Origin of the sequence: Nocardia sp. bgisy134, from assembly GCF_965341865.1 — a bacterium.
In the GTDB taxonomy this organism is placed as follows: domain Bacteria; phylum Actinomycetota; class Actinomycetes; order Mycobacteriales; family Mycobacteriaceae; genus Nocardia.
The window spans coordinates 600,061-613,744 of record NZ_CBDQZP010000002.1 but is presented as its reverse complement, the minus strand read 5'-3'; the positions used below and the strand labels follow the sequence as shown (position 1 = coordinate 613,744).

The 13,684-nt window shown below is 69.3% G+C and carries 12 protein-coding genes; 6 read left to right on the top strand and 6 right to left on the bottom strand.

Annotated elements, in window-relative coordinates; genetic code table 11:
• Positions 1-236 precede the first annotated feature (236 nt).
• Complete coding sequence (locus ACRWNM_RS06335) at positions 237-752, bottom strand: hypothetical protein (RefSeq protein ID WP_431964409.1); 516 nt, start codon at positions 750-752, stop codon at positions 237-239.
• A gap of 436 nt (positions 753-1,188) precedes the next feature.
• Here ACRWNM_RS06335 and ACRWNM_RS06330 point away from each other — a divergent pair, with 436 nt between their 5' ends.
• The 5 genes from ACRWNM_RS06330 (at position 1,189) to ACRWNM_RS06310 (ending at position 4,851) form a co-directional block, all read left to right on the top strand.
• Positions 1,189-1,365 carry a hypothetical protein gene (locus tag ACRWNM_RS06330; RefSeq protein ID WP_431964407.1) on the top strand — a complete coding sequence of 59 codons (177 nt, stop codon included), beginning with the start codon at positions 1,189-1,191 and terminating at the stop codon, positions 1,363-1,365.
• A gap of 43 nt (positions 1,366-1,408) precedes the next feature.
• Positions 1,409-1,972, top strand: coding sequence for a TetR/AcrR family transcriptional regulator (locus ACRWNM_RS06325; RefSeq protein WP_431964406.1), 564 nt, complete (start codon positions 1,409-1,411; stop codon positions 1,970-1,972).
• Positions 1,972-2,805 carry an MBL fold metallo-hydrolase gene (locus ACRWNM_RS06320; protein WP_431964404.1) on the top strand — a complete coding sequence of 278 codons (834 nt, stop codon included), beginning with the start codon at positions 1,972-1,974 and terminating at the stop codon, positions 2,803-2,805. The genes ACRWNM_RS06325 and ACRWNM_RS06320 overlap by 1 nt, the downstream gene beginning before the upstream one ends.
• Positions 2,806-2,872: 67 nt before the next feature.
• The gene (gene hpnE, locus ACRWNM_RS06315) at positions 2,873-4,234 is read left to right on the top strand and encodes a hydroxysqualene dehydroxylase HpnE (RefSeq protein ID WP_431964402.1); all 1,362 of its coding nucleotides are present in this window, start codon (positions 2,873-2,875) and stop codon (positions 4,232-4,234) included.
• A 35-nt stretch (positions 4,235-4,269) separates the two neighbouring features.
• Positions 4,270-4,851 (top strand): TetR/AcrR family transcriptional regulator, encoded by a 582-nt coding sequence (locus tag ACRWNM_RS06310; protein ID WP_431964546.1) that lies wholly within the window; start codon positions 4,270-4,272, stop codon positions 4,849-4,851.
• A 9-nt stretch (positions 4,852-4,860) separates the two neighbouring features.
• Here ACRWNM_RS06310 and ACRWNM_RS06305 read toward each other — a convergent pair whose 3' ends face one another.
• On the bottom strand, positions 4,861-6,594 hold the full coding sequence (locus ACRWNM_RS06305) for a glycerol-3-phosphate dehydrogenase/oxidase (RefSeq protein WP_431964400.1): 1,734 nt from the start codon (positions 6,592-6,594) through the stop codon (positions 4,861-4,863).
• A 224-nt stretch (positions 6,595-6,818) separates the two neighbouring features.
• On the opposite strand from ACRWNM_RS06305, the gene glpK reads away from it, so the two are divergent.
• Positions 6,819-8,318: a glycerol kinase GlpK gene (gene glpK, locus ACRWNM_RS06300; RefSeq protein WP_431964398.1), complete on the top strand. Its 1,500-nt coding sequence runs from the start codon at positions 6,819-6,821 to the stop codon at positions 8,316-8,318.
• 4 nt (positions 8,319-8,322) lie between these two features.
• On the opposite strand, the gene ACRWNM_RS06295 is transcribed toward glpK, so the two are convergent.
• From ACRWNM_RS06295 to ACRWNM_RS06280, 4 genes are all read right to left on the bottom strand, one after another.
• Complete coding sequence (locus ACRWNM_RS06295) at positions 8,323-9,501, bottom strand: PLP-dependent aminotransferase family protein (RefSeq protein ID WP_431964396.1); 1,179 nt, start codon at positions 9,499-9,501, stop codon at positions 8,323-8,325.
• A gap of 93 nt (positions 9,502-9,594) precedes the next feature.
• Entirely contained in the window at positions 9,595-10,701 is a 1,107-nt protein-coding gene (locus ACRWNM_RS06290; protein ID WP_431964394.1) for a hypothetical protein, read from the bottom strand.
• Between the two features lie 72 nt (positions 10,702-10,773).
• The gene (locus tag ACRWNM_RS06285; RefSeq protein ID WP_431964392.1) at positions 10,774-11,808 is read right to left on the bottom strand and encodes a hypothetical protein; all 1,035 of its coding nucleotides are present in this window, start codon (positions 11,806-11,808) and stop codon (positions 10,774-10,776) included.
• A gap of 312 nt (positions 11,809-12,120) precedes the next feature.
• Positions 12,121-13,530, bottom strand: coding sequence for an NAD(P)H-quinone dehydrogenase (locus tag ACRWNM_RS06280; protein WP_431964390.1), 1,410 nt, complete (start codon positions 13,528-13,530; stop codon positions 12,121-12,123).
• Between the last annotated feature and the right edge of the window lie 154 nt (positions 13,531-13,684).

Genomic DNA, 13,684 nt, shown 5'->3' with positions numbered 1-13,684 from the left:
CGACCGTAACGAATCTCGTTCGTGGACGGAGCTCGGGCGGCTCGACGCACAGAATGCGATTGGTCGACGTGACCCAGCTCGGCGACGTTGCCGTGCTGCGCTACCACCCCAAGGAGAACCAGGGACAGCACCGGATCATCACCACTGGATGAATCGAGCCGTCGAGCTCGCGCGCTTGTGCCCGGTGGTCGAGGGCGCGTTCTCGGTCGGCGCGGTGATCGTAGCCGGCGACAAGGTCACCGTGAGAAAGAATGCCAAACCCGTTGGTTCACATCGTAAGTCACGGTGCGATCAACACGTTCTGGAAGCTGGTGACCGAGTCGCCACCGTCCGGCCACTGCGGACAGGTCGACGGTTACCGAATCGTCCGACACGGTACCGAGGCGTCCGACCCAGCACGGGCTTTGCTCGATGAGGGTTTCCGCTATCGCGTCATCGGGATCCGGTACGTCGACCGGCGATTCGTCGACCAACGCGGAGCCGACCAGCAGGGCCATCAGGCGGCCGAGAATCGCTGGGGGCACTACCGAGTTCGTCGACTCGACAGTGACGTAGCAGTCGTCGTGTCCAGAGAACCAGACCCGCGAACCAACCATCTCGAGTAAGGCCGGTTCGTCGAGGTTCATTGTGCCCATAGTCAGGGCGATCTCATCTACTTGTTCGGGCGTCGGCGCACCTGGCACGTCAACCCACGCCAGCTCGTACGGCGACCAGTCGGTGAGAAACCGACGCAGATCGTCCCTACGAATCACCAACACCTCCTCGCTCAGACCGACGACACCAGATGCCAGCCCGTCGAGGCGGTGAGTCTCGTGACCGATGCCCTGCGCTGCCGCGATCGCCGACGACGGCCACTGGCGATACTCCCGACACTGTTCACAGCGAACGCGCCATACGGCCCGATCTCGACCACCATCGCCTCCTCGGTGCACAGTCTTCCCGCCGACCGGCTCTCTGTCATCGAACCCGGCAGCGCACCGCATCCCGAACCGAAATTCACGCGACAGACGCACCCGCGTCGTAACCCGTTCCGGTTCGCATGACAGTCATCTGAGGGAGGGCGCGGCGCCGGGTCGGCAGGGACGCGCGTCCACCGAGTGTTAGTTGCCACTCAGTTGCTAACAGTTCGGCCCTCGCCGACGACAGCCCTTGCGGCCGACCGCCACTCATTCGACAGGAGCAGGACAGATGACGACCCGATCGGCGCGGTGCACGCGCTCGCTCCGAGCGATTGCCGCGCAGTACGTCGCAGCGCTGGTCGCGCTGCTGGCGACGGTCGTCTTCAGCTATCTGCTGCTGCATGCACCGCAGCCCGCGCGCACCGCGGAAGTTCCGCACTCGAGCGTCACCCAGCACTCACGCTGAACATAACTAGACCGGTCGTCATAGTTCGAGGTACCGTGACCTCGTGTCCCCACGAACCGACTCGCGGCAGCGCTTCCTCGACGCCGCCGCCGACCTCTTCCATACCAAGGGCTATCACGCCACCGGCCTCAATCAGCTGGTCAGCGCGGGCGGCGCCCCGAAGGGGTCGCTGTACTTCCACTTCCCCGGCGGGAAGGAGCAGCTCACGGCGGAGGCGCTGACCCAATCCAGCGCGCAAGTGCGCGACATCCTGCGCGCACTGCTCGCCGAGGGCGATACCGACGCGGTGTTCGCCGCCTTGGAGCAGAACCTGATCGACTCCGATTACCAGCGCGGCTGCCCGCTGGCGACGGTCGCGCTGGACGCCGCCGCCGAGAGTGAACCGATCCGGCAGGCCTGCGTCGCCGGATTCGACTCGTGGCGAGCGGCGATCGACGAGTTCCTGCGAGACAAGGGCGTCGACGAGGACCGCGCAGCGCCGCTTTCGGTCGTCGCGCTGAGCATGCTCGAGGGCGCACTGCTGCTCACCAAGACCCAGCGCGACCTCGCCCCGTTGCGCACCGTCGCCGACCACCTCCGCACCACCATCGAACAGGAGCTCTCCTGATGCGCATCCATCACCTCGACTGCGGCACCATGCGCCCCTTCGGCGGGAAGCTGCTCGACGGCGCGCCCGGCCTGCTGCGCCGGGCCGAAATGGTCTGCCACTGCTTGCTTCTCGAACTCGATGATCGGCTCGTCCTCATCGAGACCGGGATGGGCGAGCAGAGCGTGCTCCGCCCGCGCGAATGGCTCGGCCGCCGCTTCATCAACCTCACCCGTCCGGTCTTCGACCTCGAGCGGACCGCGGTGCGACAGGTGGAGGCGCTCGGCTTCCGCCGTGAGGACGTGCGCGACATCGTGCTCACCCACCTCGACCTGGATCACGCGGGCGGCCTCGCCGACTTCCCGCACGCCACCGTGCACGTCTATGACGAAGAGCTGCGCGCCTTCCGCGGCGCACACACCGCGCAGGAGCGATTCCGTTACCGCGCGGCACAATTCGAGCACGGACCGAAGTGGCAGTCCTACGCCGATCACGGCGAGCAGTGGTTCGGCTTCGAGGCCGTCCGCGAACTGGCCGGACTGCCGCCGAGCCTGCTGCTGGTGCCACTGGCCGGGCACACCCGAGGTCACGCGGGCGTCGCCGTCGACACCGGTGACGGCTGGCTGCTGGCCGCGGGCGACGCGTATTTCCACCCCGGCCAATTGGATCTCGCCCATCCGCACCAACCGCTCGGCGTCACGCTGTTCGAGCGCAGCGTCGAGACCCTCGGCGGGCCGCGGCGCGAGAACCAGCAGCGCCTGCGCGATCTGCTCCGCGACCACGGCGCGCAGGTGCGGATCTTCTCCGCGCACAACGCCGCCGAGCTGCACGCGTTCCAGCGCGTATCCGCCTGAAACCCTTGACCGCTCAACCCTTCCCGCTTAACTTGCAATATGTAAGTTAAGCGGGAAGGGTGCGGCCATGGACGATCCGCGGCGCTATGTGGTCATCGGCGGAGGACTGGCGGGGCTCGCGTCCGCGGTCTGGCTGGCCGAAGCAGGGAAACGGGTCACGCTCCTGGAGCGCCGCGGACGGCTCGGCGGGCGCACCCACGCCATGCGCGTCGATGCCGTCGACGATCCGCCCGACAACGGCCAGCACGTGATCGCCAGCGGCTACGAGCATTTGTTCCGCTATCTCACCAGCGTCGGCACCCGCGAATTCGTCGCCTTCCCGCACCGGGCCACGCTGCGCTGGCCGGACGGACGCGCGGCGAGCATGTCCACCAACGGATTCGGGGCGCTGCGCACCTTCCTGGGCGCGCATCCCGACGCGAGCCCCCTGGATCGGCTGCGCGCGGCCCGCGCCACGCTGCGCCTCGGGTGGCAATGTCTGCGCCAGCCGACGGATCTGGCCGATCTCACCACCGAACAGTGGTTCCAGCGGGTCGGCATGCCCGCGACAGCCCGTGAGGCGCTGTGGGATTGGCTGGCGCTCGGCATCGCCGCAGAACCGGTGCAGCGAGAGTCGGCGAAGGTGTTCGCCGACGTGCTGGCGACCGGCATCCGGCTCGGCGTCCGGCACCGCCGCGCGGTCACCATCGGCTACCCGACGACTGACCTCGACACGCTGTATGTCGCTGGGGCACAACGGGTTTTCCAGCGACACGGGGTGGATGTCAGGCATCGCGCCGTGGCGCGGCGCATCCACATCGCCGATGGCAAGGTGACCGGCGTCGCGCTGGCCGACGGCTCGGTGCTGCCCGCCGACGCGGTGGTCTGCGCGGTGCCCAACTCCTCGATCGCGGGCCTGCTCGACGATCTGCCGGAGCACGCCGAAATCTACGCCGCGGCAGACAAACTCGGCTACACGCCGATCGTGAGCACCAACCTCTACCTGGACCGTCCGCTCGGCACGACGGCCGAGTTCGAGGCGCTGATCGGCGGCACCGGCGTCATCGACGAAGTCTTCGATCGTCAGCTGATGACCGGGCGGAGCACCGACAAGGCCTGGTTGTACTGCCTCACCACAAGCGGCGCCTACGAGCAGATCCACAAGACCAACGACGAGATCGTCGCCGAACAAATCGACCTGCTGCGCCGCTACTACCCTGCGGCGGCCTCGGCCCGCGTCGTGCGGGCCCACGTGGTGCGCATGCCGAAGGCGACCTTCTCACAGGTGCTCGGCACCCACGGGCTGCGACCCGAGCAGCGCACCTCGGTTCCCACCCTCGCGCTGGCGGGCGACTGGACCGCCACCGACTGGTCGGCGACCATGGAGAGCGCGGTGCAGAGTGCGGCCAAGGCGGTGGATCTCCTGCTTGCGCTACCGTCTGTGCCGTGACCACGGAGCGAGCCTCCCGCGCGCCGAAGCGGCGCATGTCCGCGGCCGATCGACGCGCCCAACTCCTGGACGTGGCCCGCGATATCGCCGCGGCCGAGGGATTCGGCGCCGTGAGCATCGAGCGCGTCGCCCGCACCGCCGACGTCGCCCGTGCGCTGGTCTATCAGCAGTTCACCGATCTGCCCGGGCTCATGTCCGCACTGCTGGACAGGGAGACCGCGATCGCGCTGGCAGGCGTGCGCAGCGTGGACTGGGTCGGCACCGCCGACGACGTCGACCAGGTCGGCCGCGGAGTACTGGCCTACTTGCACGCCGCGCCGACCAGCTGGCGGATCATGCTCAGCCCGCCCGACGGCGGCCCGCCCGAACTGCGCGACCGGCTCGAGACGGGTCGCGCCTACGCGCGAGCCATCGGCGCGCGGCACCTCTCCCGCTACGCCGGGGTCACCGTCGATCCGAACGGCGCGACGGAACGAATCATGCTGGCCGCCATCGAGGAACTGGCCCGCCTGCATCTCACCGACCCGGTCGCCCATCCGGACGAGCTCGTCCTGCGCTACCTGCGCTCGCTGGTGGACTGGGCGGTCGGCGTCGAGTCGGCGCTCGATCGAACCTGAGCGGGCTGTTCAGCCGTCGGTGGGCACCGGCTCCAGGATCTGCGCGCGCGGCTCGGGCGCGGCGGCCCGCAGTGCGTCGGCCGCGGCGTCGTCCGGCTGGGTCTGCGAGTGGATCTCGGCATCGACCCTGGCCTGATAGGTCCTGATCTCGCGGTCGATCTCGGCCTCGTCCCAGCCGAGCACCGGCGCCACCAGCCGGGCCACCTGTTCGGCGCAGTGCGCGCCGCGGTGCGAGTACTCGATGGAGATCCTGGTGCGCCGGGCCAGAATGTCGTCCAGGTGCAGCGCGCCCTCGGCCGCCGCCGCGTACACCGCCTCCACCTGGAGATACGAGGGCGCCTCGGTGATCGGCTGCAACAGCTCCGGCTTGCCCGCGGCCATCGCCATCACCTCGTCGATGAGCGACCCGTAGCGGTCGAGCAGGTGCTTGACGCGGTACGGGTGCACGCCGTACGCCTCGGCCAGCTGCACGGTTTGATTGACCAGCGCGAAATAGCCGTCCGCGCCGAGCAGCGGCACCTTCTCGGTGATCGACGGCGAGACCCGCGCCGGAATGTCCTGTGCCGCTTCGTCCATCGCGTCGTAGGCCATCACCCGGTAGGTGGTGTACTTGCCGCCCGCGATGGCGACCAGACCCGGCGCGATCCGGGCGACGGCGTGCTCCCTGGAGAGCTTGGAGGTGGAATCGCTCTCACCTGCCAGCAGCGGCCGCAGGCCCGCGTAGACGCCGGTGATGTCGTCGCTCGTCAGCGGGGTGACGAGCACCTGATTCACCCGGTCGAGCAGGTAGTCGATGTCGGCTTTGGTGGCGGCCGGGTGCGCCAGGTCCAGATTCCAGTCGGTGTCGGTGGTGCCGATGATCCAGAACGCGCCCCACGGGATGACGAAGAGCACCGAGGTGGCCGTGCGCAGGATGATCGCGGTGTCGCTGACGATCCGGTCGCGCGGCACCACGATGTGCACGCCCTTGGAGGCGCGCACGTGGAACCGGCCGCGGTTGTGCGAGAGCGCCTGGACCTCGTCGGTCCACACGCCGGTCGCGTTGATGACGACGTGCCCCCGCGCCTCGCCGGAACGCCCGTCCTCGGTGTCGCGGAACCGCACGCCGACGATCCGATCCGACTCCCGCAGGAATCCGACGACCTGGGTGGAGGTGCGGATGACCGCGCCGTAGTGCGCGGCCGTGCGCGCCACCATCATGGTGTGGCGGGCGTCGTCGACGACCGTGTCGTAGTAGCCGACGCCGCCGATCAAAGAGTCGTGCCGCAGACCGGGCGCCAGCCGCAGCGCGCCCGCCCGCGTCAGATGATGCTGTCCGGGAACGGATTTCGCGCCGCCCATGGTGTCGTAGAGCATCAGACCCGAGGCGACGTACGGCCGCTCCCACACCCGGCGGGTCAGCGGATAGAGGAAGCGAAGCGGCTTCACCAGGTGCGGCGCCAGCCTGGCCAGCGCCAGCTCTCGCTCCCGCAGCGCCTCGCGCACCAGCCCGAACTCCAGCTGCTCCAGATACCGCAGCCCGCCGTGGAACATCTTCGACGACCGGCTCGAGGTGCCCGAGGCCAGATCCCGCGCCTCCACCAGCGCGACCGAGAGACCGCGGGTCGCCGCGTCGAGCGCGATGCCCGCACCGACCACACCGCCACCGATGACGATCACGTCGAAGTGTTCCTTGCCCAATCGCTGCCAGGCCGTATGGCGCTGCTCCGGGCCGAGGAACTGCGATTCCGGTTTCATGGTCATGCTCGACTCCTCCAGCCGACGCGCCTGCGTCGGACGTTTGGGTCTTCACGGGCACCGATCGAGCTGTTCTCGTACAGGCTATGCGAATCGCCGCGCCGAGCGCCGCCCGCCGCGGCTCCGTGTGTCGTGCGGAACTACTCGTCGGTAACCACCTCAGCCTAATCCCGCGGCGATCATGCCGCGATGTGATACCGAGCCCGCTGGTCGTTTAGTAGCCTGCTGCAATGCGTCGCTATGTGGCCGCCATCGATCAGGGCACGACATCGAGCAGGTGCATCGTCTTCGACCGGCATGGCCGCGTCGTCGGGGTGGCCCAGCGCGAACACGAGCAGCTCTTCCCGCGGCCGGGCTGGGTCGAGCACGATGCCGAAACGATATGGCGCAATACCGAATTCGTGATCGGCGAGGTGCTGGAGCGCAACGGTCTCGACGCAGGCGACATCGCCGCCGTCGGCGTGACCAATCAGCGCGAGACCACCGTGGTCTGGGACCGCGCCACCGGCAAGCCGATTCACCACGCCATCGTCTGGCAGGACACGCGCACCGATCGGCTCGTCACCGAACTCGGCGGCGAGGCGGGCCCGACCCGCTATCAGGACCGCACCGGACTGCCGCTGTCCACCTACTTCGCGGGCCCCAAGCTGCGCTGGATCCTCGACCACGAACCGGGGGCGCAGGAGCGCGCCGAGGCGGGCGAGCTCTGCTTCGGCACCATCGACAGCTGGGTGCTGTGGAACCTGACCGGACGACACATCACCGACGTCACCAACGCCTCCCGCACCATGCTCATGGATCTGCGCACCCTGCAATGGGATTCGGAGATCTGCGCGGAATTCCGGGTACCCGAGGCGATGCTGCCGGAGATCCGCAGTTCCTCGGAGGTGTACGGCGAGATCGGCTCCGGACCGCTGCGCGGCGTGCCGGTCGCGGGCATCCTCGGCGATCAGCAGGCCGCCACCTTCGGCCAGGCCTGCCTCGTCCCCGGCGAGGCCAAGAACACCTACGGGACAGGCAATTTCATGCTGCTCAACACCGGAACCACCCCGGTGTTCAGCAAGCACGGGCTGCTCACCACGGTCTGCTACCGGCTCGGTGACCAGCCCGCGGTCTACGCCTTGGAAGGCTCCATCGCGGTGACCGGGTCACTGGTGCAGTGGTTCCGAGACAATCTCGGCATCATCGACTCCGCCGAGGAGATCGAGCAACTGGCGGGCAGCGTCGAGGACAACGGCGGCGCCTACATCGTGCCCGCGTTCTCCGGGCTGTTCGCCCCGCGCTGGCGGCCCGACGCCCGCGGCGTGATCGCCGGGCTGACCCGCTTCGTCAACAAGGCGCACCTGGCGCGAGCGGTTCTCGAATCCACCGCGTTCCAGACCATGGAGGTGGTCGACGCGATGCGCGCCGACGCCGAATCCCAGCGGCTCGATCTGGAACTGACCATGCTGAAGGTCGACGGCGGCATGACCGGCAACGACCTGCTCATGCAGTTCCAGTCCGACATCCTGGACGTCCCCGTGGTCCGGCCGGTCGTCACCGAGACCACCGCGCTCGGCGCGGCCTACGCCGCGGGCCTTGCCGTCGGCTACTGGTCCGGCACCGACGACATCCGCGCCAACTGGGCCGCCGACACCACCTGGCAGCCGAACATGAGCGCCGAGGACCGCGAGCAGCACATCGCTGCGTGGAACAAGGCCGTCGAACGCACCTACAACTGGGTCGACTGACGCGTTATCCGGCGTGCGCCGTGGCCAGCCGGTCGACCGCCTGCTCGAGCACGGCCGCGTCGGACGTGGTGAAACACATGCGCATCGAGTTGCGGTAGCCGTTCTCGACGGCGAACGCGGCGCCGGGCACGTACGCGACGCCGGCGTCCAGGGCGCGCGGCAGCAGCAGCCCGGTGTCGGTGCCGTCGGTGAAGTCGGCCCAGACGAACATGCCGCCCGCGGCGTCGGTGCAGACGACGCGGTCACCGAAGCGGGTGCGCACGGCGTGCACCAGGGCCTTGGCCCGCTCGCCGTAGGCGCCACGGACGTGGTCGACGTGGGAGGTCAGCCAGTCCCGGTCCGCCAAGAGCTCCGCCGCGATCTGCTGGGTGAGCGCCGAACCACACAGATCCGCACCCTGTTTCAGCAGTTCCACCGCGCGGCACACCGCATCGGGGGCGACCATCCAGCCGACCCGCAGGCTCGGCGACAGGATCTTGGACGCGCTGGAGAGCCGAATCACGTTGGGCGAGTAGGTCGCCACCGGTTCCGGGGCGGGCTGGTCGAACCAGAGTTCGCCGTACGGGTCGTCCTCGATCACCCAGAAGCCTTGCGCCTCGGCGAGTTCGGCGAGTTCGCGGCGGCGAGCGGGGCTCATGGTCACCCCGCCCGGGTTGTGGAAGTTGCTCACCGTGTGCACCACCGCGGGCCGTTCGCCGCGCGCGAGCAACTCGCGCAGCACGTCGACGCGCATACCCTCGCCGTCCAGCGGGACCGCGACGATGCGCGCACCGGCGGCGCGGAAGACCTGGAGCGCTCCCACATACGCCGGGTCCTCGACGACCACCAGCGCGCCTGGATCGAGCAGCACCTCGGCCAGTAGCGACAGCGCCTGCTGCGAACCGTGCGTCACGAACACCTCGGCGAGCGGCACCCGGCGCCCGAGGCGGCCGGACTCGCGCTCGGCGAGCACGTCGCGCAGCGGGGCCCACCCGGGCGATTCGGTGTATTGGAGGCAGCCGGGGCCGCGCAGCGCCGCCTCGGCGGCCGTCGCGATGCGCTCGCGCGGCATCAGCTCCGCGTCCGGTAGTCCGCCCGCGAGGCTGACCACCTCGGCCCGCGCGGTCAGTTTGAGCAGGTCACGAATCGCCGAGCTCTTCAGTCCGCCGAGCTTGCCTGCCAGCGGTAGAACAGTCGGCGACATGGAAACCTCCCAGGGGAACGCCACGGTACGCGATACCCCACTGTCGCACACCGCTACCAGAATGTGAAATTGTTGTCTCAAATAATGAGACTTTTACGGGCGCTCCTTGATGGACGAGACCAAGGTCTTGCCGTCCTTCTCCACCGTGATCACGGTCTGCTTGTAGACGATCGTCGAGCCGTCCGGTCGATGCTCGCGCAGGTCCACCTCGTAGGTGCCCGGCGCGACCTCGAACATCCACAGGCAGTGCGTCGTCCCCTTCGGGATCTGCTCATCGATGGCCTTCTGGATGACCTCGCCGGTCGAGATGTTCGCCGCGTCCGGCGCGACGAACTTGCGCACCCGTTCACCGCTGCGCTCGACGTAGAAGGCGTACTGGAAGCCGAGGATGGCGTCCGGACCGGTGTCGGTGCTGCCCGCGCCGTTGCCACGGGTCATGTTGCCGTCGCGCGCGGGCGGGCAGCCGCCCGCGGCGCTCGTCGCGGGCGGCGGCGTGGCGGTCGTGCCTTCGTCACCGCCCCCGTTGACCGCGACGATGGTCACGACGAGACCGATCAGCACGGCGAGCGCGGCCGCGACACCCAGCACGATCCAGCGGGTGTTGCCGCCGCCGGAGCTGGGGGAGGACGCGACGGGCGAGCTGGGCGCGAGCCGCTTGGCGATCGGATCGTCGGCCCAGGACAGCCCGGAGTCGGACTTGCGCGGCTCCTGCGGCGGCTTGGGCACCTCGCCGGATTCGCTCGCGCTGTTCCACCAGCGTTCGGACGCCCCGCCCGCCGGCGCGACGGTGTGCCGGACGGTCGCATCGGAGGACACGTCCCGTTCGAAGTCGGGCGCGGGGCGAGACTGCGATGCGGGACGAGCCTGCGGCACGGGGGGGTTGTCCGGGAAGACCGTGGTGTCGGGCGCGCGATACTGCGGCGGCGCCGGCGGGACCGACGGCGCCTCGGCGGCGGGTCGCCAACCCACATCCGGATGATCGCCCGCGGGCTCCGGCCACTGCGGACCGACCTCGCCCAGCTGCGGACCGCCGAACTCGCTCACCGGCGGACCGAAACCGCCGCCGCCGACCGGCGGACCGAAATCTCCGACCGGCGGACCGAAATCTCCGACCGGCGGGCCGAAATCGCTCAGCGGCGGACCGAATTGCGACCCGGGCTGGTCGGCTTCGTTGTCCTTCGCGTCACCCTCGGAGCCCACACCCAATCCTTTCCACAGAACACACGGGTGGGGCGGTCGCGAACGACCGCCCCACCCGCTGAACAGCTCGTGTCAGTACTGGAACGAGCCACCCCACTGCGTGGTCACGCCAGCCACGTCGACCGTCTGCGGAGCCAAGTCGCCCGGCGGAACAATCGGCGGAAGTTTAACCTGCGCCGCGGCTTCCAGCGCGGCGGCGCCACCCGGCTGAGCGGCGATCCACTGCTCGACCGACGCCTTGGCCAGGTTCACCTGGGTGGTGTCGAGCACGAAGGAGTTGGTGTTGGGCGCGAGACCCTCGCCACCGGTGTAGCTGGTGACCTTGATCGTGTTGACGTCGATGAACTCGACCGACACACCGGCCTCGCCCTTACCGGTCGGGGTGTTGTAGCCGACGGTGCCGACGTAACCGGCCTCGTTCCGGAAGTGGTGAGTGTTGGCCACGTAACCGGGCAGCACGGCGCCGCCGTCAATGTTGGCGCCGAATTCCTGGTGCGGGCCGCTCATCTCGACGACCGGGGCGGCGGGCGCGGACTGCAGGCGCGGGGCCTCCCAGCGCGGCTGCTGCACCAGCGTCTCCGACTCGGACGGCGTGGCGGAGCGCGGCCGTTCCGGCTGCGCGGCGCGCGCGTCGGCGTCGCCGCCCGGCTGGGCGCCGTTCTCGCCGCCCGGCCGCGTGCCGCCCGGCTGTCCCGGCTTCGGGTCGTTCGACTCGGTGCCGGGAACGACGACGGGCTGCACGGGCTCGACCTGCCCCGGCACCGGCAACGGCGCGACACGCGGGGTGGTGACACCCGGCTGGGTCGGCGCGGCTAGTTTCGGGTCCTTCTTCGGATCCGGCATCACCTGGTCCGGATCGGGGGTGGTGACACCCGGCTGGCTCGGAGTCGGTTTCGTCTCCGGCTTGTTCGGGTCCGCCTGTTCCGGCTTGCCCGGCTGCGGCTGAGTGGTCTCCGGAGTGTTCTCGGCCTGCGGCGTCTCGGTGCCCGGTTGGACCGGAGCCGGTGTGGTCGGTGTGCTCGGATCGTTCGGAACTGCCCCCGCCGGCGCCGCGAACAATGTAGCCACAGCGGCCGCGGTGGCCAGTGGCAACGATGTGCTAGCCATCGCTCGCTGCGCCCGACTCGGCTTACGATGTTTCACTTTTCGCCAATCCCTTTCCCGGGTGCGATCGAATCGACCGCACTCAGTTGTCCCTGGAGAGACGCGCGCGATCGCCGAACGTCCCGAGGGCCGTTCGCTGTTCGGCTTCGGAAAGGACCTTCCCCCCACACCAGAACCACGCGACCGCCCGCCGATCGCATCTCTGCGGGCAGTCAACCACAGTTGTGCCGTGCAGGCAACGCAGTGAAATCCCCGAGCCGACAACGTCACTCGACGCGTCGGCCGTCAGCGCCGCGAGAACCGGCCCGCGGCGCGTCAATCCAGGTCGTCGTGGCGCATGAGCAGGCGAGCGGCCTCGGTGACCGAACCGGTCAGCGACGGGTAGACCGAGAAGGTCTGGGCGAGATCGTTGACCGTCAGGTTGTTCTGCACCGCGAGGGCGATCGGCAGGATCAGCTCGGAGGCGATCGGCGCGACCACGACGCCGCCGATCACCACACCGGTGGCCGGGCGGCAGAAGATCTTGACGAAACCGCGGCGCAGTCCCGACATCTTGGCCCGCGGATTGGTGTTCAGCGGCAGCATCACGGTGCGCGCGGGCACCTCGCCGTTGTCGATCGCGTTCTGGCTGACGCCGACCGTGGCGATTTCCGGCCTGGTGAAAACGGCCGAGGCGACGGTCTTGAGCCGGATCGGGCTGACGCCCTCGCCCAGCGCGTGATACATCGCGATGCGCCCCTGCATGGCGGCCACCGAGGCCAGCGGGAGCAGGCCGGTGCAGTCACCCGCGGCGTAGATGCCGGACACCGAAGTGCGCGAGACACGATCGACCCGCAGGTAGCCGCCGCGATCGAGCTCGACACCCGCCTCCTTCAGGCCGAGGTCCTCGGTGTTCGGTGTGGAACCGACGGTCATCAGCGCGTGCGTGCCCGCGACGGTGCGGCCGTCGGAAAGCTTGACCACGATGCCTTCCGCGGTGCGCTCGACGGCGTCGGCTCTGGCGTGCTTCACCAGCTCGACGCCGCGCTCGGCCAGCGCCTCCTCGAGCACGAGGGCGGCATCGGCATCCTCGTGCGGCAGCACCCGGTCGCGGCTGGACACCAGCTTCACCCGGACGCCCAATTCCGTGTAGGCGGAGACGAATTCGGCGCCGGTCACACCGGAACCGACCACCACCAGCGTCTCCGGCAGCTCGCGCAGGTCGTAGAGCTGACGCCAGTTCAGGATGCGCTCGCCGTCGGGTTCGGCGCCGGGCAGCACGCGCGGGCTCGCTCCGGTGGCGATCAGCACCACCTCGGCCTCGATCGTCCGTTCGCGCTCGCGGCCCGCCTCGAGCTTCACCAGCACTCGGTGCGGCGCCCGCCCTCCCCCGTTTTCGGCCACCCGCGCGCAGCCGGAGAGCACGGTCACGCCCGCGGACTGCAACTTGGACCTGATGTCGGAGGACTGGGCCAGCGCCAGCGCCTTGACGCGCGCGTTCACCTCGGGCAGCTGGACGCCCGCCTGGCTCGGGTCGAGCGTGATTCCGAGGTCCCTGGCCCGGCGCAGATCGGTGCGCACCCCGGTCGAGGCGATGAAGGTCTTGGAGGGGACACAGTCCCACAACACACACGCGCCACCGATACCGTCGCGGTCGATCAGTGTCACGTCCGCGCCGTGCTGGGCCGCGACGAGGGCCGCCTCATAGCCGGCCGGTCCGCCACCGATGATCGCAATGCGGGTCATGGATACCTCCGCTCGAGCTGTGGACCGGGATCTCCGGTACCTGGCTAACGTTAGTGGTCGGGCCCTTGTCGGTCGCGCCACACCTGGCCGTTGCGCCGCGAACACGGCGCCATGTGGGCGGGATAGCGGCGATCCGGCGACATCATTGGCTACC